We start from the raw sequence: 19691 nt of genomic DNA, 5'->3' as shown, positions 1-19691 counted from the left end.
GCGCGGGCGGCGGGGCGCGGGAGTAGCCTCGCCGCCATGCATGCGATCACGATTCCGGAACCCGGTGGTCCCGAGGCCCTCGTCTGGGCCGAGGTGCCCGATCCCGTGCCCGGCGAGGGCGAGGTCCTCGTCGAGGTGGTGGCGAGCGCCGTCAACCGCGCCGACGTCCTCCAGCGGCAGGGCTTCTACAACCCGCCGCCCGGCACCTCTCCCCACCCCGGCCTGGAGTGCGCCGGGCGGATCACCGCGCTCGGCCCGGGCGTCTCCGGCTGGTCCGTCGGCGACGAGGTCTGCGCCCTGCTCGTCGGCGGCGGATACGCCCAGCGGGTGGCCGTCCCGGCCGGCCAGCTGCTGCCGGTCCCGAAGGGCGTCGACCTGGCCACGGCCGCCGCGCTCCCCGAGGTCGCCTGCACGGTCTGGTCCAACGTCTTCATGATCGCCCACCTGCGGCCGGGCGAGACGCTGCTCGTGCACGGCGGGGCCAGCGGCATCGGCACGATGGCGATCCAGCTGGCCAAGGCGGTCGGCGCGAAGGTCGTGGTCACCGCGGGCAGCCCGGAGAAGCTCGCCCGCTGCGCCGAGCTCGGCGCGGACGTGCTGATCGACTACCGCACCCAGGACTTCGTCGAGGAGCTCCACAAGGCGACCGGCGGGGCGGGCGCGGACGTGATCCTGGACATCATGGGCGCCAAGTACCTGGAGCGGAACGTCCAGGCCCTCGCCGTCAGCGGCCGCCTCGTCGTCATCGGCCTCCAGGGCGGCGTCAAGGGCGAGCTGAACCTCGGGGCGCTGCTCGCCAAGCGCGCCGCCGTCATGGCGACCACCCTGCGCGCCCGCCCGCTCCAGGAGAAGGCCGCGATCGTCGCGGCCGTCCGCGAGCACGTCTGGCCGCTGGTCGAGGGCGGCACGGTCCGCCCGGTCGTCGACCGGACGCTGCCGATGCCGGAGGCCGCCGAGGCGCACCGCGTGCTGGAGTCCGGCGCGCACGTCGGAAAGGTCCTCCTGCTGGCCCCCTGAGCGATACGGGAGGGGCCCGGCGCGCTCACGGCGCGCCCGCCCCCCCGGCACTCACGGAGCCGGGCCCGGCGCCTGCTCGCACGCCGGGCACGCCACGTACGAAAAAGGAACGGGCCCGGCGCGCACGCCGGGCACGCCACGTACGAGAAAGGGAACGGGCCCGGCGCGCTCGTCGCGCGCCGGGCCCGTCACGTACGGGGAGGGACCTACAGGTACGGGCCCGACCCGACCGCGCGGCCGTGCCCGCGACCGCCCTCGTCGTCGTCATCGTCGTGCGAGGCGCCGGGGGGCAGGGCCCGCCGCATCTGCTCCAGTTGGGCGCGGGCCGCCATCTGCTGGGCGAACAGCGCCGTCTGGATGCCGTGGAAGAGGCCCTCCAGCCAGCCCACCAACTGGGCCTGCGCGATCCTCAGTTCCGCCTCGGAGGGGATCGCCTCGTCCGTGAACGGCAGGGACAGCCGCTCCAGTTCCTCCACCAGCTCCGGCGCGAGACCGTCCTCCAGCTCCTTCACCGAGCTGGCGTGGATCTCCTTGAGCCGGACCCGGCTGGCCTCGTCGAGAGGTGCCGCCCGAACTTCCTCCAGAAGCTGCTTGATCATGCTGCCGATCCGCATGACCTTCGCAGGCTGCTCGACCATTTCCGTCACCGGGACCTCGCGGGGTTCGTCGTCGCCCTGGGCGCCGCCGAGAGCCATCCCGTCCTGTCCCACGATGAGGACCTGGGGGCTCTCCTGCGACCTGTCATTCCTCGGCATCTCCATGCCGCCATTCTCTCGCACACACGCTTCACCACGAGGTGTGCCCGGGGAGGAGGGTGATCCACCCTCCTCCCCGGGCACGGTCGGGCCACGGAAAGGTGTCAGGTCGCCTCGCGGCGGGCCACGGCCCCCTTCGAGCGGGTCACCAGGGCGGCGAGCAGCGCCGCGCCGAGCGGGACGGCGACGAGCAGGGCCGCCAGCGTCTCCCAGGGCACCACGATCGGCACGTACGGCGGGCTCGTGTCGCCGCCCCAGCCCTCGGAGAGCATCTGCTCGTGGAAGCGGAGCTGCTGCCGCTCCTCGGTGAGCCGCAGGCCCATCGCCGGGAGGAGTCCGGAGACCGAGCCGAGGACGACACCCATCGCGGCGACCACCCCGCACTGGAAGCCGCTGAGGGTGCGGCGGACGCGCGGCGGGGCGCCGACGGCGGCGAGCGTCTTCAGGTCGGCCTCGGCGTCTGCCTGGGCGAGGCCGGTGGCGATGCCGGCGGCGCCGATGGTGACCAGGCCGGCGAAGACGGTCAGCGCGATCAGGAAGATGCTGTCGTCGGAGACGTACCCCTCCTCGACGGTGAGGTCGATGCCGGCACCGAGGGTCGCCAGTTCGGCGTCGAGCTTCTGGCGCTGCTCGCTGCTGGGCATGGCGTCGGTGCTGAAGTAGGCGCCGACGGGGACCGTGGTGAGACCGGCGGCCTTGGCGGTCGCGGGCGGCATCAGCACCTGGAGGCCGTAGGACTTCGGGTCACCGGTGACCAGGTGGGAGGGGATCCTGGAGACCTTGCCCGGGGCGGGCTTGTTCTCCATCGACGCCTTCTCGGCGGCCTTGGTGTCGGTGATCTGCTTGATGCCGAGCGTGCCGTCCCGGTCGACGAGCGGCTTCGAGAAGACGACGGCCTTGCCGTCCGCGAGCGCCTTGACGGCGCCCGGGTCGTCGATGCCGAGGACCTTCAGGAGGCGGGCGTCGCCGACGAGGATGCCGCCGTCGACGTAGACACCGCCGCCCCGGGACTCCTTGCAGCGCCAGTCCTCCTTGACCATCGTGCGCCGCTGCTCGGGGGTGAACTTCTCGGACGGGTCGCTGCCGTCGGTGGTGGAGGCCCACATCGGGCACTCGTTGGCGGGCGGCAGCATCACCTCGTACTGGCCGCAGCCGGCGCCGCCGCCCCAGGCGGGGCAGCCGGGCTTGCCGACGGCGACGCGGGAGACGTCGGCGCGGGTCTCGACGGAGAAGTACCGCTGGACGGCGTCGGCGACGGCGGGGACGTCCCGGCCGGACTCCTCCATCTGGAAGAAGGACACGGCGCCGTGCGGCAGGCTGGCGGAGTACTCGGCCCGGTACTGGGCGTCGCTGCTCGACGTGTACGTGGCGACGGCGACGGTGCCGGCGACGGCGGCGAGGACGGCGGCGACGGCGGGAGCCGTACGGCCCCGGTTGCGGACGGCGTCGCGGAGCGCGAGCCGCGGGGAGAGCGGCAGCCAGCGGCCGGTGCGCCCGAAGAGCCCGACGATGGCCGGGGTCATGGCGACCACGCCCAGCTCGGCGAGGGCCGAGCCGCCGGCGACGATGATGAACTGGTCGGTGACGACGGAGCCGTACAGGGCGATCGCCGCGCCGAGGAGCAGCGCCACCAGACCGAGGACGGGCAGCACCTTGCTGGTGGACCGGACGCCCCGGCGGCCGGTGAGCGAGGCGAGCACGGTCTGCCGGGAGGCGGTGACGGCCGGGACGATCGCGGCGAGCAGACCGGTGAGGACGGCGAGCAGCGCGATGCCGAGGAGTTCGAGCGGGCGGACGTCGAAGGCGCCGAACCGCTGCCCCAGGAAGTCCTCCAGGAAGGGCTGGAGGACGAGCGTGAGGATCAGCGCGAGCACCGTGCCGACGACGGCGGCGGCGACACCGATGACGAGACCGCCGCTCAGCACGATGGCCCGGATGTGGCTGCGGGAGCCGCCGTTGGCGCCGACCAGGCCGAGCTGGCGGCGGGAGCGCCGGGCGCCGACCGCGAAGGCGGGGCCCGCGAGCAGGCAGATCTCCAGCATCGCCAGGCCGACGACGGTGGCGACGGAGGCGAGGAGCATGGCGTCGGCGGCGCCGCTGGACTCGTAGTCGCCCCAGCCCTCCTGCTGGTAGAGCGGGACCTCGGAGTCGGCCGGCGGGGCGAGCCGGACGGTGCGGGAGACGACCGTGACGCCCTTGGCGTTGATCTCCTTCACGTTGTTCCACGTGAAACCACCGTCGCGCTGCACCAGATACGTGGTGGTGTCGCCGGGGGCGAGCGCTCCGGCCTTCTCCGCGGCCTTCGCGTACGGGGAGAGGAAGGCCCCCGGCAGCGCGATGATCTGGGCGGCCGTCAGGGTGTCGGGCAGCTCGTAGGAGCCGACGATCCGGTAGGGCCGGTCGAAATTGCGAGCGGAAACGGTCGAGCCGACCGAGAGCCCGCTCTGCTCCAGGAAGGCGGCGGTGGCGATCACCTCGTCGGCCTTCTGGGGGTACCGCCCGTCGAGGAGGGTGGTGATGCCCTTGGCCATCGGATCGTCGGCCTTGAGCTCCCGGACGTCGGTCTGGAGCAGGCCGTGCACGGTGGTCAGCTTGGCCGCGCCCTGGGTGTCGCTGATCCAGCGGGCGCCGGCCGGGATGGCCTTGCGGGGGTCGGTCGCACCGCTGGGCCAGGGGGCGTTGTCCCCTTCCTTCCAGTTCGCCGGGTAGACGTTGTCGCCGTTCGGTGACTGGTGGACCGGCTCACCGGCGAAGCCGGGGTCACCGAAGGAGGCGTCGGCGGCGCCGATGGACCGCTCCAGCTGTTCGGCCACGGAGAGCTCGGAGCTGCGGATGGTGAGGTCGGCGGCGCTGACCCCGAGGATGGGCAGGGCGATCATCGCGAGGACGAGTGAACTGCGGCCCTTGGCGCGCCAGGCGTCGCGGCGGGCGATGCGGACGGCCGCCCGCCAGGAGTGGAACCAGGTCTTCACGCGTCCGCCACCCGGCCCGTGAGGAGGGAGTCGGCCTCGCTGCGCACGGTCTGGTCGACGATGGCGCCGTCGCGGAGGAAGACCACGCGGTCGGCCCAGGCGGCGAACCGCGGCTCGTGGGTGACGAGGACGCCGGCGGCGCCGGCGTCGCAGCGGGAGCGGAGCAGGGCGAGGACGGACTCGCCGGTCTCGGAGTCGAGGGCGCCGGTGGGCTCGTCGGCGAGGACGAGGCGGCGGTCGCCGACCAGGGCGCGGGCGATGGCGACGCGCTGCTGCTGTCCGCCGGACATCTCGTCGGGGAAGCGGTCGGCGAGGTGGCCGAGCCCCATCTCCTCCAGGGCGGCGAGGGCCTCGACGCGGGCCTTGCGGGCCGAGGTGCCGTCGAGCTCCCTGGGCAGGGAGACGTTCTCGGCGGCGGTCAGCGCCGGTATGAGGTTGTAGTCCTGGAAGACGTAGCCGATGCTGCGGCGGCGCAGGGCGGCGAGCTCCTTGAGCCCGGCGGTGGTGATGTCGGTGCCCTCGACGATCACCTGGCCGGAGGTGGGGGTGTCGAGGCCGCCGGCGATGGTGAGCAGCGTGGACTTGCCGGAGCCGGACGGACCCATGACGGCGACGAGTTCGCCGGGGTGCACGTCGAGGTCGATGCCGCGCAGGGCGTGCACCTCGGTGGCGCCGGACCCGTGGACCCGGGTCAGGTTCTGCAGGCGCAGCACGGGCTGCGCGGCGAGCGGTGTGGACATGGAGGGGTCCCCCTTGGACGTGCGCGGCGGCTGCGGCGCACGGTGGTGAGCGGTGTGGTGAGAAGAACGTGGTGGTACGGGGGCCTGGGCCCCGGGTCAGCGGGTCCGGCCCGCGGCCCCGTCCCGGGGCGCGCCCCCCGACCCGGCCCCCGCCCCCACCCCGCCCGTCCCCGCCCCGCGCCCGCGCCGGACCCCCGCCCCGAGCCCCGGCTCCGGGACGGAGGCGGAGCCGGAGCCGGAGGCCGTGGCGGGAGGGTCGGGGGTGACGGTGACGGTGGCGGAGAGCCGGATGAGCCGGGCCTCGCAGTGGTCGAGCCAGCGGGCCTCGGCCTCGGTCTGGAAGATCAGCTGTTCCAGGACGAGGAGCCAGGCCACGTCGTCGCGTTCGTGCGAGCCGCCGCCTTCGAGGGCGGCGAGGGCCTGGGCCTTGAGGCGGGTGTAGTCCTGCATGGCCTTCACGGTGTGCCGGCGCTGGGACTGGATGACCTCGCGGATGTCGACGCCGGGTGCCCCGACGGCCATGGCGAGCTTGATGGCGAGCTCGTCACGGGCGGGGCTGGTGCGGTCCACGGGCTGCTCGAACCAGCTGCGCAGTTCGGTGCGGCCCGCGTGGGTGATCGCGTAGAGCGCGTGGCCGGCGCCGTCCTCGCCGTTCTGGGTGACCAGGCCGTCCCGTTCGAGCCGGCCCAGGGTCGTGTACACCTGGCCGACGTTGAGCGGCCAGGTGGAGCCGGTGCGGGACTCGAACTCGGTGCGCAGCTGGGAGCCGTAGCGGGGGCCCTGTTCGAGGAGGGCGAGGAGCCCGTGGCGGATCGACATACCGAGTATGTATACCGGGTATGCGGAGGGCGACAACCGTCGCGAGAGGGACCCGGGGGGTCCGACTCAAGGGGGACGGGAAGGGGCCGGCCGGCCGGTTCAGCGGCGGCGGAGCCGGAGTCCGAGGAAGCCGAGCCCGAGCCCCATCAGGGTGAGTCCCACGCCGAGGGTGAGCAGGGGAACGGGCTGGTCGGAGGTGGTGGCGTCGGTCCGCAGGGAGAGTTGCGGGGCGATGCCGGGGCGGCTGGCGGGAGCCGCTTCGGTGCGGGCCGCGGTCTCCGTCCCGGGTACCGCCGCGTCCTCCTCGGGGAGGCCCGCGTCCTCCTCGGCGAGGCGTTCGGAGGCGTCGGATTCTGTAGCGGTTCTGTCACGGGAGGGGGTGGCGGAGGGGTCCGGCTCCTCGGGGGCGGCCGGTTCGGGGCGGCCGGGCCGGGTGCGGCCCTCGCCGGCGGGCCGGCCGGCGAGGGAGGGGGAGCCGGTGGGCGCGGGGGCGTCGGTGGTCGCGGCCGCGGGCTTGCCGGGGCGGGGCGCCGCGGAGCCGGTCTGCGGGGCGGTGGGGGTGCCGGTCGGGGTGACGGGCGCGGTGGTGCCGGGGGCGGGGTGGGTGCCCGTGCCGGTGGGTGCGGGCGCGCGGTCGGTGCCGGCGGGTGCGCCCGGAGCCGGGGGCGTGCCCGGTCCGCCGCCGGTGTCCGGGCGGCCGGTGGTGGCGGGTCCGGTCGCGGTGACGGCCGGCTCGGTGGCGGCGTGCGGTCGGGTGGCGTGCGGCCGGGCGCCGGGCGGCCGGGCGCTGTGCGGTCGGGTGGCGGTGGCTCCTGCGCCGGGGCCGTGCGCGGGGGCGGCGGTGGGGGCGTGCGAGGCGGTCCGTCCGGGGGGTGCCCCGCTGGTTCCGGCGGGGGGTCCCGCGGGGATCGCGGCGGCTCCGGCGAGGGCCGCGCCGGAGAGCCCGTACAGGGTGAAGGCGCAGGCCAGCGCGGAGGCGAGGGCGGTTCTTCGCAGGCTCAGGAGGACGGGGCCGGACCGGGCGGTCCGCGCCCGTGTCCCTGCCCGTACGCGGCGGTGTCCGCCGCTACCGCGTCCGCCGGTCCCGCCGCGTGTGGGAGTCAACGGGAAACCCTCCCCTGCCGTGCCGCCGAGGTGTCCGACTCAGCGTCACACAGCGGGGTGACTCCGGCATCCGGGGCGGCTACTTCTGGGGGTTGCCGGTGGAGATCTCCAGGGTGAACTCGGCCTCGTCGGGCCGGATGTCCGTACCGGCCGGCGGGTACTGCTCCAGGACGGTGTCCTCGCCGTAGGTGTTCTCGTCCACCGGGGTCTGCTTCTTCGTCTTCCAGCCGGCGGCGTTCAGACAGTCCTTCACCGAGGTCAGGTTCTTGTAGGTGAAGTCGGGCACCTCGAACTTCTCGGGGTCGTCGCTCGACTCCCTCGGCTCGGTGCACTCCTTGGTGTCGATGGTCTTCGACAGGTCCGGGCCCCTGTGGCCGGGACTGTCGGTCTGGGTCTGCTCCGTGCCGCCGGTGCCGGTGCCGGTGGCGGTGCCGGTGGTCCCGCCGGTGTCGTCCTTGTCCATCATGTTGTAGGCGACCACGCCGCCGACGGCGATCACGGCGACCGCGAGGGCACCCGCGAGCACCGGCATGGTGCGGCGCGGGGCGCTCGCGGGAGCCGGCGAGTGCGCGGGCGCGTAGGAGACCGGCGGCGGGGTCTGATAGCCGGGGGCCGGGGTCGGGGCCTGCTGCGGGTAGCCGTATCCGGGGCCGGGCGCCGGTACGGGGGCGGGGGTCGGCGGCCCGTAGGGGCCGGGCTGCGGGGTGTGCGCGGGGTACGGCTGCTGCACGTGCGCGCCGTGGTGCGGCGGCGGGGTCTGGCCGACCGGCGGGAAGACCGCCGAGCCGACGCCCGAGCCGCTGCCGACGGGGGCGCCGGGGACGATCGCCGGCGCCGCGGACTGGCCGGCCGCCAGCACCCGCAGGCACTCGTCGCGCATGGCGGCGGCGCTGGGGAACCGCTCGTTCGGGTTCTTCCGCAGCGCGCGGGCGATCAGCGCGTCCATCGCGGGCGTCACCGAGCGGTTCACCGAGGACGCGGCGACCGGCTCCTCCTGCACGTGCGCGTAGGCGATGGCGAGCGGCGAGTCCGCGTCGAAGGGGAGGCGCCCCGTCAGCAGCTGGAACAGCATGATGCCGACCGAATAAAGGTCGGAGCGGGCGTCCACCGGCCGGCCCAGGGCCTGCTCGGGGGAGAGGTACTGGGGGGTGCCGACGACCATGCCGGTCTGGGTCATGGACGTCACGCCGGACTGCATGGCGCGGGCGATGCCGAAGTCCATGACCTTCACGACGCCGCGCTTGGTCATCATCACGTTGCCGGGCTTGATGTCGCGGTGGACCAGCCCCATCTCGTGGCTGACCTCCAGGGCGGCGAGGACGTCCGCCGTCACCTTCAGCGCCTTGTCGGCGGGCATCGCCCCGTACTGGCGCACATCGGCGGCCAGCGCCGAGCCGAGCGGCTGCCCCTCCACGTACTCCATGACGATGTACGGCATGAGGCCGCCGTCGAGGGTGTCCTCGCCGGTGTCGAAGACCGAGACGATGTTGGTGTGCGAGAGCTTCGCGACGGCCTGCGCCTCACGGCGGAACCGCTCGCGGAAGGACGCCTCGCGGCCCAGCTCGGTGTGGAGCGTCTTGATCGCGACCTGGCGGTCCAGCGCGCTGTCGTACGCGAGGTAGACCGAGGCCATGCCGCCCTCGCCGAGGAGGTCGCGCAGCTGGTAGCGGCCGTTCGCGACCGAACCGCCCGCGTAGCGGCCGCCCTGAGCGCCGTCGTGGCTCATGTGTGCTGTCCCCCTGCGCCCCGCGGCGTCGTTCCGTCGTCTCCGGCCGGACCTCGATATCCCGCCGATTCTGCGCCAAGTCTGCCCGAGGCCCCTGACACGTCAAGCCGGGTACCCGTTCCGTGACCCTCCGCACAGGCGGCACGGCGCGGGGACCGGGCGAAACTCACGGAATTTGCACAGGCGTACACGAGAAGGGTTGGATGGCCGGTCATCGCGGACCGTGATGTCGTACGGAGCCTGTAGCGTGACGACTGGACACGGCAAGGACAGACGACGGCGAGGACTCATGGAACCCGGATCCGACGCAGGTGGCGGTATGCCGGGCGCTGGCGCCGAGTCATGGGGCGTCGGCCGCGTCGTCGGTGACGGCCGCTACCGCCTGACGCACCGTCTGGGACGCGGCGGCATGGCGGAGGTCTTCGCCGCCGAGGACGTGCGGCTCGGCCGCACGGTCGCGGTGAAGCTGCTGCGCTCCGACCTCGCCGAGGACCCGGTCTCGAAGGCGCGGTTCACGCGTGAGGCACAGTCGGTCGCCGGCCTGAACCACCACGCGATCGTGGCGGTGTACGACTCGGGCGAGGACGTCGTCGACGGCCGCCCCGTGCCGTACATCGTGATGGAGATCGTCGAGGGCCGCACCATCCGCGACCTGCTGGTCAGCGCGGAGGCGCCCGGCCCCGAGCAGGCTCTGGTGATCGTCTCCGGCGTCCTGGAGGCGCTGGCCTACTCGCACCAGCACGGCATCGTGCACCGCGACATCAAGCCGGCCAACGTGATCATCACGCACGCCGGCGCCGTGAAGGTCATGGACTTCGGCATCGCCCGCGCGCTGCACGGCGCGCAGGCCACGATGACGCAGACCGGCATGGTCATGGGCACGCCGCAGTACCTCTCCCCGGAGCAGGCGCTCGGCAAGGCCGTCGACCACCGCTCCGACCTGTACGCGACGGGCTGCCTGCTCTACGAGCTCCTCGCGCTGCGTCCCCCCTTCACCGGTGAGACGCCGCTGTCGGTCGTCTACCAGCACGTGCAGGACATCCCGGTCCCGCCGTCCGAGGTCCGCGGCTCGACGCCGCCGGAGCTGGACGGCCTGGTCATGCGTTCGCTCGCGAAGGAGCCGGACGACCGGTTCCAGAGCGCCGAGGAGATGCGCGGGCTGATCCAGTACAGCCTGGAGATGCTCCACCAGCAGGGCGGTCACACCGGCACCTGGAGCACCGGCCCGGTGGCCGTGCACGAGGGCGGGCAGACGCCCGGCCACGGCATGGCGGCGACCACGGCCATGGGCCACCCGCCGCTCGGCGAGACGGCCCAGCAGGGCCGGATCGTCCCTCTGCCCAACCCCGACGACGGCGGGTACGGCGGCTACGGCGGTTACGACGACGGCACGGGCGGCGGCACCGGCGGCTACGGCGCTCACGACGACGGCCGGGGCAAGCGCAACCGGATGGTGCTGTTCGCGGCGCTCGCGGTCGTCGCGATCGTCGCCGGCGTGGTCTTCGCGGTGAAGATGTCCGGCGGCGGCGAGAAGAAGGACCCGATCACGACGCCGACGACGGTGTCCGACTCGCCGTCCACGACCTCCGAGGAGCCCACCCCCTCCGAGGAGCCGAGCGAGCAGCCGAGCACCGACCAGCCGAGCGACACGAACGGCGGCGGTGGCGGCGACGGCGGTACCACGCAGGAGCCGTGGAACCCGCCGACGAACGCGACGACGAACCCGCCGACGCACACCGAGCAGCCGACGACGGAGCCGACCCCGACCGGGGAGCCGTCGACGGAGCCGACTCCCACCGAGGAGCCGTCGACGGAGCCGACCCCGACCGAGGAGCAGACGACCGCGCCGACGGACGGCGGGGCGGACAACGGCGGCGCCGACGACGGCGGAGCCGACAGCGGCGGCCAGACCGACCCGACCGGCGGGGGCAACGGCGACCCGAACACGCCGCCTCCCGGCGGCGACACCGGCCTCACCGGCGCCACCACGCCGTAGGGCTCCTCCCGGGGCCTCAGTCCGAGAAGGCGTCGCGGACGGCGTCGTACTCCCGGGTCCACCACACGGCCAGGGCCGACACCGCGGGAAACTGCGGGTCGGCCCTGCGGTCGTTCAGCTGGTAGCGCCAGCGCAGCGTCCAGAAGTCGTTCAGCCGCTCCCACCACACCCGGTGCACCGCCGCGGCCAGCTCGGTGCCGTCCGCGCCGGCGGCCCGCCGGTACGCGCGCGCGTAGGCCCGCACCTTCTCCAGCTCCAGCTCGCCCCCCGGCCGTACGAAGAAGATCGCGGCGGCCCGGACGGCCTCCTCGGCGCGCGGGCGGACGCCGAGCCGGTCCCAGTCGACGATCGCGGCCGGTTCCGCGCCCCGGTAGAGGACGTTCAGGGGGTGGAAGTCGCCGTGCACCCAGCCGGTCGTGGCGGGCGCCGGAGGACGCCGGTGGGCGTGCTGCGCGAGCAGCCGGCGGCGCTCCCGCAGCCGGTGCTCGGCGAGCGCGTCGAAGCTGCCATGCGGGTGGTGGGCGCGGGCGAGGCGGATCAGCTCGGCGATGTCGCGGAAGGTGTCCTCCAGGCACACGCTGTCGTGCCGGTCGCCGGGCGGCGGGGGCTCCATGACCCGGTCCAGGGTGGTGTGGACGCGGCCCAGGAGGGCGCCGAGGCGGCGGGAGCCGCCGGGGGTGAGCTGGGCGCCGTCGCGGTGCCGGCCCTCGACCCAGGGGTGCAGGGCGTAGCAGCGGCCGTCGATGACCGCGACCGTGCGGCCGCGGCTGTCGGGCAGCGGCGGGGCGACGGGAAGGCCCAGGGCGTGCAGGCGCTGGGTGGCGCGGTGCTGGCGGGTGATGGTGGCCCGGTCGGCGGTGGGGGCGTCGAGGTGCTGCTTGAGGAAGTAGCGGCCGCGGGTGGTGGCGAGCCGGTAGCCGCGGTTGAGCAGGCCCTCGGTGACGGGGACGCAGGACAGGGGCTCGCCGGCGTGCGGGTGGCGGCGCAGCAGGGCGCCGACCGGAGGAGCGGAGTGGTCAGATGAGCGCGGCACTCCGCAGATGTTAGATCACGCTGCGTGGTGAAGGCGGCGCGGTACGGAACCGGCCGCGGGGCCGTACTCGATGCTGTGCACCGTTGCGAACTGGGGTTCGATCCGCATGTAGACGGGGACGAAGGGCTCGCCGTCCACGCTCACCGGTTCGGGGCCGAAGGCGGCCAGCTCCTCCGCGGTCGGCTCGACGATCTCGGCGGTCCCGGTGAACTGCACCGACCACAGGACGCCGGAGGCGGGATCGAGGTCGTCCGCCCCGTAGGCGACGACGCTGCCGCTGCACGCCTGGTGGTAGCCGAGACCCTCGTGCATGCGGATCACGACGCTGTCGTCGGAGACGATGTGCCGGGCGGGCGCGACGAACGGCATCGCCCGCATGCTCGTGGCGACCCGGCCGTACGACGCACGGCCGAGCAGTTCGATGGCGCGGATCTCCTCGGTGGACATGCCTCCACTCTCCGCCACCGGCACCCTGTCGGGAAAGGGGCCGGGGCCCCGCGTCGGCGGGGACGTAGGTCCCGAATCCCGTCGGGCGGGCCCGGACCGCTCCCCACGGACGAGACCTTCGGGGAGGGCGCGGGCCCGGCGGGGCGTGCGGTGGCTCAGTGACGCTCGGCCTGCATCCGCGCCACGTAGGCGGCGGCCTGCGAGCGGCGCTCCATGCCCAGCTTCGACAGCAGGCTGGAGACGTAGTTCTTGATGGTCTTCTCCGCGAGGTGGAGGCGCTCGCCGATGGCCCGGTTGGTCAGACCCTCGCCGATCAGATCGAGGATCTTGCGCTCCTGCTCGGTGAGATGGGCGAGCTTGTCGTCACCCTTCGGATTGTTGCCGTCCCGCAGCCGCTCCAGGACGCGCGCCGTCGCCACCGGGTCGAGCAGCGACTTGCCGGCCGCCACGTCCCGGACCGCGTTCAGCAGTTCGTTGCCCCGGATGGCCTTGAGGACGTATCCCGAGGCCCCGGCCATGATCGCGTCGAAAAGCGCCTCGTCGTCCGCGTACGAGGTGAGCATGAGGCACTTGATCGACTCGTCCTGGGAGCGGACCTCGCGACAGACCTCGACCCCGCTGCCGTCGGGCAGCCGGACGTCGAGCACCGCCACGTCGGGGCGGGTCGCGGGGATCCTGACCAGGGCGTCGGCCGCGGTTCCGGCCTCGCCGACCACCTCGATGTCGTCCTCCACGGAAAGCAGCTCGTGGACGCCGCGCCGGACGACTTCATGGTCATCCAGCAGAAATACCCGGATTTTTCCTTCTTCGCGCACGAAGCCAGTCTCACATATTGGCTCTTCCGGTGCCCGGGGTGTGCGGGTTACGGTGCCGGATGTTCCGACGAGGGTGTCGGGCCGCTGCTCGGTGCGCTGACCTGGGCGACTTTCCGCTTTTCTCGATTTACTTGGAAATCCAAGCAAAATTGCAGGTCAAGTGGGGTTTCGCAGGAATGCCGCGCTATGGGTAACGTGCCTCATGACGGCGCTCTCCGGGACACCTGTCACGCCCGACCCCGGCCGCGTCGCACCCACCCCGTGCGCAGGGTACGGATAAGGCGGAGAGCCGCACTGGCCCACCGGCGAACCCGGGGGCCGGACCGACGGAGGAGCACGCACGTGACCGTGGAGAGCACTGCCGCGCGCAAGACGACGCGACGCAGCAGCGGCGCCAAGCGCGCCACCGGCGCCAGCGCCGGCGCCAAGAAGGCCGACCAGCCGCAGGCCGGGGAGCCCGAGCTCGTTCAGCTGCTGACGCCCGAGGGCGAGCGCGTCCATCACCCCGACTACGACATCGACCTGAGCGCCGAGGAACTGCGCGGGCTCTACCGCGACATGGTCCTCACGCGCCGCTTCGACGCCGAGGCGACCGCCCTCCAGCGCCAGGGCGAGCTGGGCCTGTGGGCCTCGCTCCTCGGCCAGGAGGCCGCCCAGATCGGCTCCGGCCGGGCCCTGCGGGACGACGACTACGTCTTCCCGACCTACCGGGAGCACGGCGTGGCCTGGTGCCGCGGCGTCGACCCCACCAACCTGCTCGGCATGTTCCGCGGCGTGAACAACGGAGGGTGGGACCCCAGCAGCAACAACTTCCACCTCTACACGATCGTCCTCGGCTCGCAGACCCTGCACGCCACCGGCTACGCCATGGGCATCGCCAAGGACGGCGCGGACTCCGCCGTGCTCGCCTACTTCGGCGACGGCGCCTCCAGCCAGGGCGACGTCAACGAGTCGTTCGTCTTCTCCGCGGTCTACAACGCCCCGGTCGTCTTCTTCTGCCAGAACAACCAGTGGGCCATCTCCGAGCCCATCGAGAAGCAGACCCGCGTCCCGCTCTACCAGCGCGCCCGCGGCTTCGGCTTCCCCGGCGTCCGCGTCGACGGCAACGACGTCCTCGCCTGCCTGGCCGTCACCCGCTCGGCACTGGAGCGCGCCCGCCGCGGCGAGGGCCCCACCCTGATCGAGGCGTTCACCTACCGGATGGCCGCCCACACCACCTCCGACGACCCGACCCGCTACCGCCGCGACGCGGAGCGCGAGGCGTGGGAGGCGAAGGACCCGATCCTCCGCCTGAGGGCGTACCTGGAGAGCGAGGGCCACGCCGACGCGGCCTTCTTCGAGGAGCTGGAGGCCGAGAGCGAGACCCTCGGCAAGAGCGTCCGCGAGGTCGTCCGCGCCATGCCGATCCCGGACCACATGGCGATGTTCGACCACACGTACGCGGACGGGCACACGCTCGTCGACGAGGAGCGCGCGCAGTTCGCCGCCTACCAGGCGTCCTTCGCGGACGGAGAGGCCGAGTAATCATGGCTGTTCAGAAGCTTCCCCTCGCGAAGGCGCTCAACGAGTCGCTGCGCAAGGCCCTGGAGACCGACCCCAAGGTCGTCGTCATGGGCCTGGACGTCGGCAAGCTCGGCGGCGTCTTCCGCATCACCGACGGCCTCCAGAAGGACTTCGGCGAGGACCGGGTGGTCGACACCCCGCTCGCCGAGTCCGGCATCGTCGGCACCGCGATCGGCCTCGCGCTGCGCGGCTACCGCCCCGTCGTGGAGATCCAGTTCGACGGCTTCGTCTTCCCGGCGTACGACCAGATCGTCACCCAGCTGGCGAAGATGCGGGCCCGCTCGCTCGGCACCGTGAAGATGCCGGTCGTCATCCGCATCCCGTACGGCGGCGGCATCGGCGCCGTCGAGCACCACTCCGAGTCCCCCGAGTCGCTCTTCGCGCACGTCGCGGGCCTCAAGGTCGTCACCCCGGCGAACTCCTCCGACGCCTACTGGATGCTCCAGCAGGCGATCCAGAGCGACGACCCGGTCATCTTCTTCGAGCCCAAGCGCCGCTACTGGGACAAGGGCGAGCTCGACACCGAGGCCATCCCCGGCGAGCTCCACAGGGCCCGGGTCGCCCGCCAGGGCACCGACCTCACGCTGGTCGCGTACGGCCCCATGGTGAAGACCTGCCTGGAGGCGGCCGCGGCCGCCGCCGAGGAGGGCCGGTCGATCGAGGTCGTGGACCTGCGCTCGATCTCCCCGCTCGACTTCGACACCATCCAGACCTCGGTCGAGAAGACCCGCCGGCTGGTCGTCGTCCACGAGGCCCCGGTGTTCTTCGGCTCCGGCGCGGAGATCGCCGCCCGGATCACCGAGCGCTGCTTCTACCACCTGGAGGCCCCCGTCCTGCGGGTCGGCGGCTACCACGCGCCGTACCCGCCGGCGCGCCTGGAGGAGGAGTACCTGCCGGGCCTGGACCGCGTGCTCGACGCCGTCGACCGCTCGCTGGCGTACTGAGGAGAGCACGATGACGATCCGCGAATTCAAGATGCCCGACGTGGGCGAGGGCCTGACCGAGGCCGAGATCCTCAAGTGGTACGTCCAGCCCGGTGACACCGTCACCGACGGGCAGGTCGTCTGCGAGGTGGAGACGGCCAAGGCCGCCGTGGAGCTGCCGATCCCCTTCGACGGCACCGTCCACGAGCTGGTCTTCCCCGAGGGCACCACGGTCGACGTCGGCCAGGTCATCATCTCGGTGAACGTCGGCGGCGACGCCCCCGCCGAGGCTCCCGCCCCGGCGGCCCCGGCCCCCGTCGCCGCCCCGGCCCCCGTCGCGACCCCGGCCCCCGCGCCGGAGGCGGAGGCCGAGGAGCCGCAGGGCCGCCAGCCGGTCCTCGTCGGCTACGGCGTGGCCGCCAGCTCCACCAAGCGCAGGGCCCGCAGGACCGCGCCCGGGGCCGCCCCCGTCGCGGTCGTGCCCGAGCAGCTGAACGGCCACGGCACCGTGACCGGCGCGCCCAGGCCGCTGGCCAAGCCGCCGGTGCGCAAGCTCGCCAAGGACCTCGGGGTGGACCTGGCCGCGGTCGTCGCGACCGGCCCGGACGGGATCATCACCCGCGAGGACGTCCACCGCGCGGCGGCCCCGGCCGTTCCCGCGGCCCCGGCGCCGGCCCAGGCGCCCGCGGTCGAGGCGGCCCCCGCCCCGGCCGTCGCCGCCCCGGCCGTCCCGGTCCAGGCACCGGCCGCCGTGGGCGCGGGCGACGCGCGGGAGACCCGCGTCCCGATCAAGGGCGTCCGCAAGGCCACGGCGGCGGCGATGGTCGGCTCGGCCTTCACCGCCCCGCACGTCACCGAGTTCGTGACCTTCGACATCACGCGCACGATGAAGCTGGTCGAGGAGCTCAAGTCCGACAAGGACATGGCGGGCCTGCGGGTCAACCCGCTCCTCCTCATCGCCAAGGCCGTCCTGGTCGCGGTCAAGCGCAACCCGGAGATCAACGCGGCCTGGGACGAGGCGGCGCAGGAGATCGTCCTCAAGCACTACGTGAACCTCGGGATCGCCGCGGCCACCCCGCGCGGTCTGATCGTGCCGAACATCAAGGACGCGCACGCCCAGACCCTGCCGGAGCTCTCCCGCTCCCTGAGCGAGCTGGTCGCCACCGCCCGCGAGGGGAAGACGACCCCGGCGGCGATGCAGGGCGGCACCTTCACCATCACCAACGTCGGCGTCTTCGGCGTCGACACCGGTACGCCCATCCTCAACCCGGGCGAGTCCGCGATCCTCGCGGTCGGCGCGATCAAGCTCCAGCCCTGGGTCCACAAGGGCAAGGTGAAGCCGCGCCAGGTCACGACGCTGGCCCTCTCCTTCGACCACCGCCTGGTCGACGGCGAGCTCGGCTCCAAGTTCCTGGCCGACGTGGCCGCGGTCCTGGAGCAGCCGAAGAGGCTCATCACCTGGTCGTAGTCGTCCGGTTGGCGTGTTTCACGTGAAACATCCGGTGGTGGCCCCGCGCCGCCACCGGATGTTCCGCTTTCCGGCAGGAGACTCCCGCGGGTGACTCCGGCGGGTGATCCCGACAGGCAGTCCCGGCAGGTAGTCCCGGCAGGTAGTCACGGCAGGCAGTCCTGGCAGGTAGTCACGGCAGGTAAGGAGTCCAAGATCTGGACGCCCCTGTCAGACGCATCCCTCATGTATCTATGCTGTGCGCATGCCATCAGCAGCACCCCCCTCCACCGAGCAGCCCACCAAGCAGCCACCCGCCGCCGAACGCGTCTACAGCCACGTCAAGCGCGCGGTCCTCGACCGCCGTTACGAAGGCGGCACCCTGCTCACCGAGGGGGAGCTGGCCCAGGCCGTCGGCGTCTCCCGCACCCCCGTCCGCGAGGCACTGCTCAAGCTGGAGATGGAAGGGCTGCTGAAGCTCTACCCCAAGAAGGGCGCCCTCGTCCTCGCCGTCTCCGCCCAGGAGATCGCCGACGTCGTCGAGACCCGCCTCCTCGTCGAGGAGTTCGCCGTCCGCAAGGCCGTCCCCGCCCCGCCCGCGCTCCTCACCCGCCTCGAAGAACTCCTGGCGGAGCAGCAGCGGCAGGCCGGCGCCGGCGACCTCGCGGACGTCGCCGTCACCGACCGCTGCTTCCACGCCGAGATCGTCAAGCACGCCGGGAACCAGATCCTCGCCCGCCTCTACGACCAGCTCCGCGACCGCCAGCTCCGCATGGGCGTCGCCGTGATGCAGGCCCACCCCGACCGGGTCGCCCAGAACATCACCGAGCACGCCGAGATCCTCGACCACCTCAGGGACGGGGACGCGGAGAGCGCCGCCGCCGCCGTCCGCCGCCACCTCGGCCGCGTCGGCGTCCTGGTCCGGGGTGAGGGCCGGTGAGCGGCCGCAACGGCTACGGCTCCGCCGTCACCCTCCCCGGCGACCCGCCCGGCGGCCGCCGCGCCGCCCTCGTCTGGGGCGTCGGCGTCGCCGTCTACTTCGTCGCCGTCATCTTCCGCACCTCGCTCGGCGTCGCCGGACTCGACGCCGCCGACCGCTTCCACGTGGGAGCCTCCGCGCTCTCCACCTTCTCCATACTCCAGCTGCTGGTCTACGCCGGCATGCAGATACCCGTCGGCCTCATGGTCGACCGGCTCGGCACCAAGAAGGTCCTCGCCCTCGGCGTCGTCCTCTTCACCCTGGGCCAGCTGGGCTTCGCGCTCTCCCCCACGTACCCCATGGCACTGGCCTCCCGCGCCCTCCTCGGCTGCGGCGACGCCATGACCTTCATCAGCGTCCTCCGGCTCGGCGGTCGCTGGTTCCCGGCCCGCCGCGGCCCGCTCATCGCCCAGCTCGCCGGCCTCATCGGCATGGCCGGCAACCTGATCTCGACCGTCGTCCTCTCCCGCGCCCTGCACGGCCTCGGCTGGACCACCACCTTCGTCGGCAGCTCCCTCGCCGGCGTCCTCGTCCTGGTCCTGCTGCTGCTCTTCCTCAAGGACCACCCCGAGGGGTTCGAGCCCACCCCGGTCCGGCACGCCGGCGCCGCCTACGTCCGCCGGCAGATCGCCGCCTCCTGGCGCGAGCCCGGCACCCGGCTCGGCCTCTGGGTGCACTTCACCACCCAGTTCCCCGCCATGGTCTTCCTGCTGCTGTGGGGGCTGCCGTTCCTCGTCGAGGCACAGGGCCTCTCCCGCGGCACCGCGGGCGAACTCCTCACCCTCGTCGTGCTCTCCAACATGGCCGTCGGCCTCGCCTACGGGCAGATCATCGCCCGGCACGGCGGCGCCCGCGCCCCGCTCGCCCTCGGCACCGTCGCCGCCACCGCCCTGCTGTGGGCCGCGACGATCGCGTACCCCGCCGACCACGCGCCGATGTGGCTGCTCGTCACCCTCTGCGTGGTCCTCGGCGCCTGCGGACCGGCCTCCATGATCGGCTTCGACTTCGCCCGCCCGGCCAACCCGCCGGAGCGTCAGGGCACCGCCTCCGGCATCGTCAACATGGGTGGTTTCGTCGCCTCCATGACGACGCTGCTCGCCATCGGCGTGCTGCTCGACGCGACCGGCGACGACTACCGGATCGCCTTCTCCTCGGTCTTCGTCCTCGAAGCCCTCGGCGTCGCCCAGATCCTCCGCCTGAAGTCCCGCACCCACCGGCGCGAGCGCGAACGGCTCGTCGCCAGCCGCGTGGAGGCCGTGCACGTGCCGGTGTAGGGCGTGCGCGTGTGACGTGAGGACGTGCGGGTGTGGTTCGAGGGCGTACGCGTGCCGGCGGAGGGCGTCGGCGGGGGTCGC

16 protein-coding genes are annotated in these 19691 nt (G+C 73.3%); 7 read left to right on the top strand and 9 right to left on the bottom strand.

The genetic code is table 11. The features are described 5' to 3' along the window. Window positions 1-36: 36 nt before the first annotated feature. The gene (locus tag ACF1BN_RS32670) at window positions 37-1017 is read left to right on the top strand and encodes an NAD(P)H-quinone oxidoreductase (protein ID WP_392335204.1); all 981 of its coding nucleotides are present in this window, start codon (window positions 37-39) and stop codon (window positions 1015-1017) included. A gap of 206 nt (window positions 1018-1223) precedes the next feature. Here ACF1BN_RS32670 and ACF1BN_RS32665 read toward each other — a convergent pair whose 3' ends face one another. From ACF1BN_RS32665 to ACF1BN_RS32640, 6 genes are all read right to left on the bottom strand, one after another. Further along, window positions 1224-1778, bottom strand: coding sequence for a bacterial proteasome activator family protein (locus tag ACF1BN_RS32665; protein ID WP_392335203.1), 555 nt, complete (start codon window positions 1776-1778; stop codon window positions 1224-1226). A gap of 98 nt (window positions 1779-1876) precedes the next feature. Continuing rightward, window positions 1877-4744 (bottom strand): ABC transporter permease, encoded by a 2868-nt coding sequence (locus ACF1BN_RS32660; RefSeq protein WP_392335202.1) that lies wholly within the window; start codon window positions 4742-4744, stop codon window positions 1877-1879. Then, window positions 4741-5484 (bottom strand): ABC transporter ATP-binding protein, encoded by a 744-nt coding sequence (locus ACF1BN_RS32655; RefSeq protein WP_360308064.1) that lies wholly within the window; start codon window positions 5482-5484, stop codon window positions 4741-4743. Before ACF1BN_RS32655 ends, ACF1BN_RS32660 begins: the two co-directional genes overlap by 4 nt. A 96-nt stretch (window positions 5485-5580) precedes the next feature. Then, window positions 5581-6303: a PadR family transcriptional regulator gene (locus ACF1BN_RS32650; RefSeq protein ID WP_392335201.1), complete on the bottom strand. Its 723-nt coding sequence runs from the start codon at window positions 6301-6303 to the stop codon at window positions 5581-5583. A 99-nt stretch (window positions 6304-6402) separates the two neighbouring features. Next, the gene (locus ACF1BN_RS32645) at window positions 6403-7407 is read right to left on the bottom strand and encodes a hypothetical protein (protein WP_392335200.1); all 1005 of its coding nucleotides are present in this window, start codon (window positions 7405-7407) and stop codon (window positions 6403-6405) included. 79 nt (window positions 7408-7486) lie between these two features. Beyond that, complete coding sequence (locus tag ACF1BN_RS32640) at window positions 7487-9133, bottom strand: protein kinase (RefSeq protein WP_392335199.1); 1647 nt, start codon at window positions 9131-9133, stop codon at window positions 7487-7489. Window positions 9134-9422: 289 nt separating this feature from the next. Here ACF1BN_RS32640 and ACF1BN_RS32635 point away from each other — a divergent pair, with 289 nt between their 5' ends. Beyond that, entirely contained in the window at window positions 9423-11129 is a 1707-nt protein-coding gene (locus ACF1BN_RS32635) for a protein kinase (protein ID WP_392335198.1), read from the top strand. A 16-nt stretch (window positions 11130-11145) separates the two neighbouring features. Here the strand turns inward: ACF1BN_RS32635 and ACF1BN_RS32630 are convergent, their stop codons facing one another. The 3 genes from ACF1BN_RS32630 to ACF1BN_RS32620 all read right to left on the bottom strand — a co-directional run bounded on the left by ACF1BN_RS32630 (window position 11146) and on the right by ACF1BN_RS32620 (window position 13424). Next, a complete protein-coding gene (locus tag ACF1BN_RS32630; RefSeq protein WP_392335197.1) occupies window positions 11146-12162 on the bottom strand; it encodes a phosphotransferase in 1017 nt (338 codons plus the stop codon). Window positions 12163-12177: 15 nt separating this feature from the next. Continuing rightward, the gene (locus ACF1BN_RS32625; RefSeq protein WP_392335196.1) at window positions 12178-12609 is read right to left on the bottom strand and encodes a pyridoxamine 5'-phosphate oxidase family protein; all 432 of its coding nucleotides are present in this window, start codon (window positions 12607-12609) and stop codon (window positions 12178-12180) included. A 155-nt stretch (window positions 12610-12764) separates the two neighbouring features. After that, window positions 12765-13424: a response regulator transcription factor gene (locus ACF1BN_RS32620; RefSeq protein WP_351844912.1), complete on the bottom strand. Its 660-nt coding sequence runs from the start codon at window positions 13422-13424 to the stop codon at window positions 12765-12767. Between the two features lie 342 nt (window positions 13425-13766). Between ACF1BN_RS32620 and pdhA the strand changes: the two genes are divergently transcribed. The 5 genes from pdhA to ACF1BN_RS32595 all read left to right on the top strand — a co-directional run bounded on the left by pdhA (window position 13767) and on the right by ACF1BN_RS32595 (window position 19610). Next, window positions 13767-14948, top strand: coding sequence for a pyruvate dehydrogenase (acetyl-transferring) E1 component subunit alpha (gene pdhA, locus ACF1BN_RS32615; protein WP_392335195.1), 1182 nt, complete (start codon window positions 13767-13769; stop codon window positions 14946-14948). Between the two features lie 2 nt (window positions 14949-14950). After that, the gene (locus ACF1BN_RS32610) at window positions 14951-15931 is read left to right on the top strand and encodes an alpha-ketoacid dehydrogenase subunit beta (RefSeq protein ID WP_392335194.1); all 981 of its coding nucleotides are present in this window, start codon (window positions 14951-14953) and stop codon (window positions 15929-15931) included. A 10-nt stretch (window positions 15932-15941) separates the two neighbouring features. Next, window positions 15942-17378, top strand: a complete 1437-nt coding sequence (locus ACF1BN_RS32605) for a dihydrolipoamide acetyltransferase family protein (protein WP_392335193.1) — start codon at window positions 15942-15944, stop codon at window positions 17376-17378. A 244-nt stretch (window positions 17379-17622) separates the two neighbouring features. After that, a complete protein-coding gene (locus ACF1BN_RS32600) occupies window positions 17623-18297 on the top strand; it encodes a GntR family transcriptional regulator (RefSeq protein ID WP_392335192.1) in 675 nt (224 codons plus the stop codon). Continuing rightward, window positions 18294-19610, top strand: coding sequence for a nitrate/nitrite transporter (locus ACF1BN_RS32595; RefSeq protein ID WP_392335191.1), 1317 nt, complete (start codon window positions 18294-18296; stop codon window positions 19608-19610). Before ACF1BN_RS32600 ends, ACF1BN_RS32595 begins: the two co-directional genes overlap by 4 nt. Window positions 19611-19691: the final 81 nt, after the last annotated feature.

Origin of the sequence: Streptomyces sp. NPDC014861 (genome assembly GCF_043081625.1) — a bacterium.
Taxonomy (GTDB): domain Bacteria; phylum Actinomycetota; class Actinomycetes; order Streptomycetales; family Streptomycetaceae; genus Streptomyces.
Note: the sequence above shows the minus strand (reverse complement) of the source record. Positions and strands in the feature narration are given on the sequence as shown.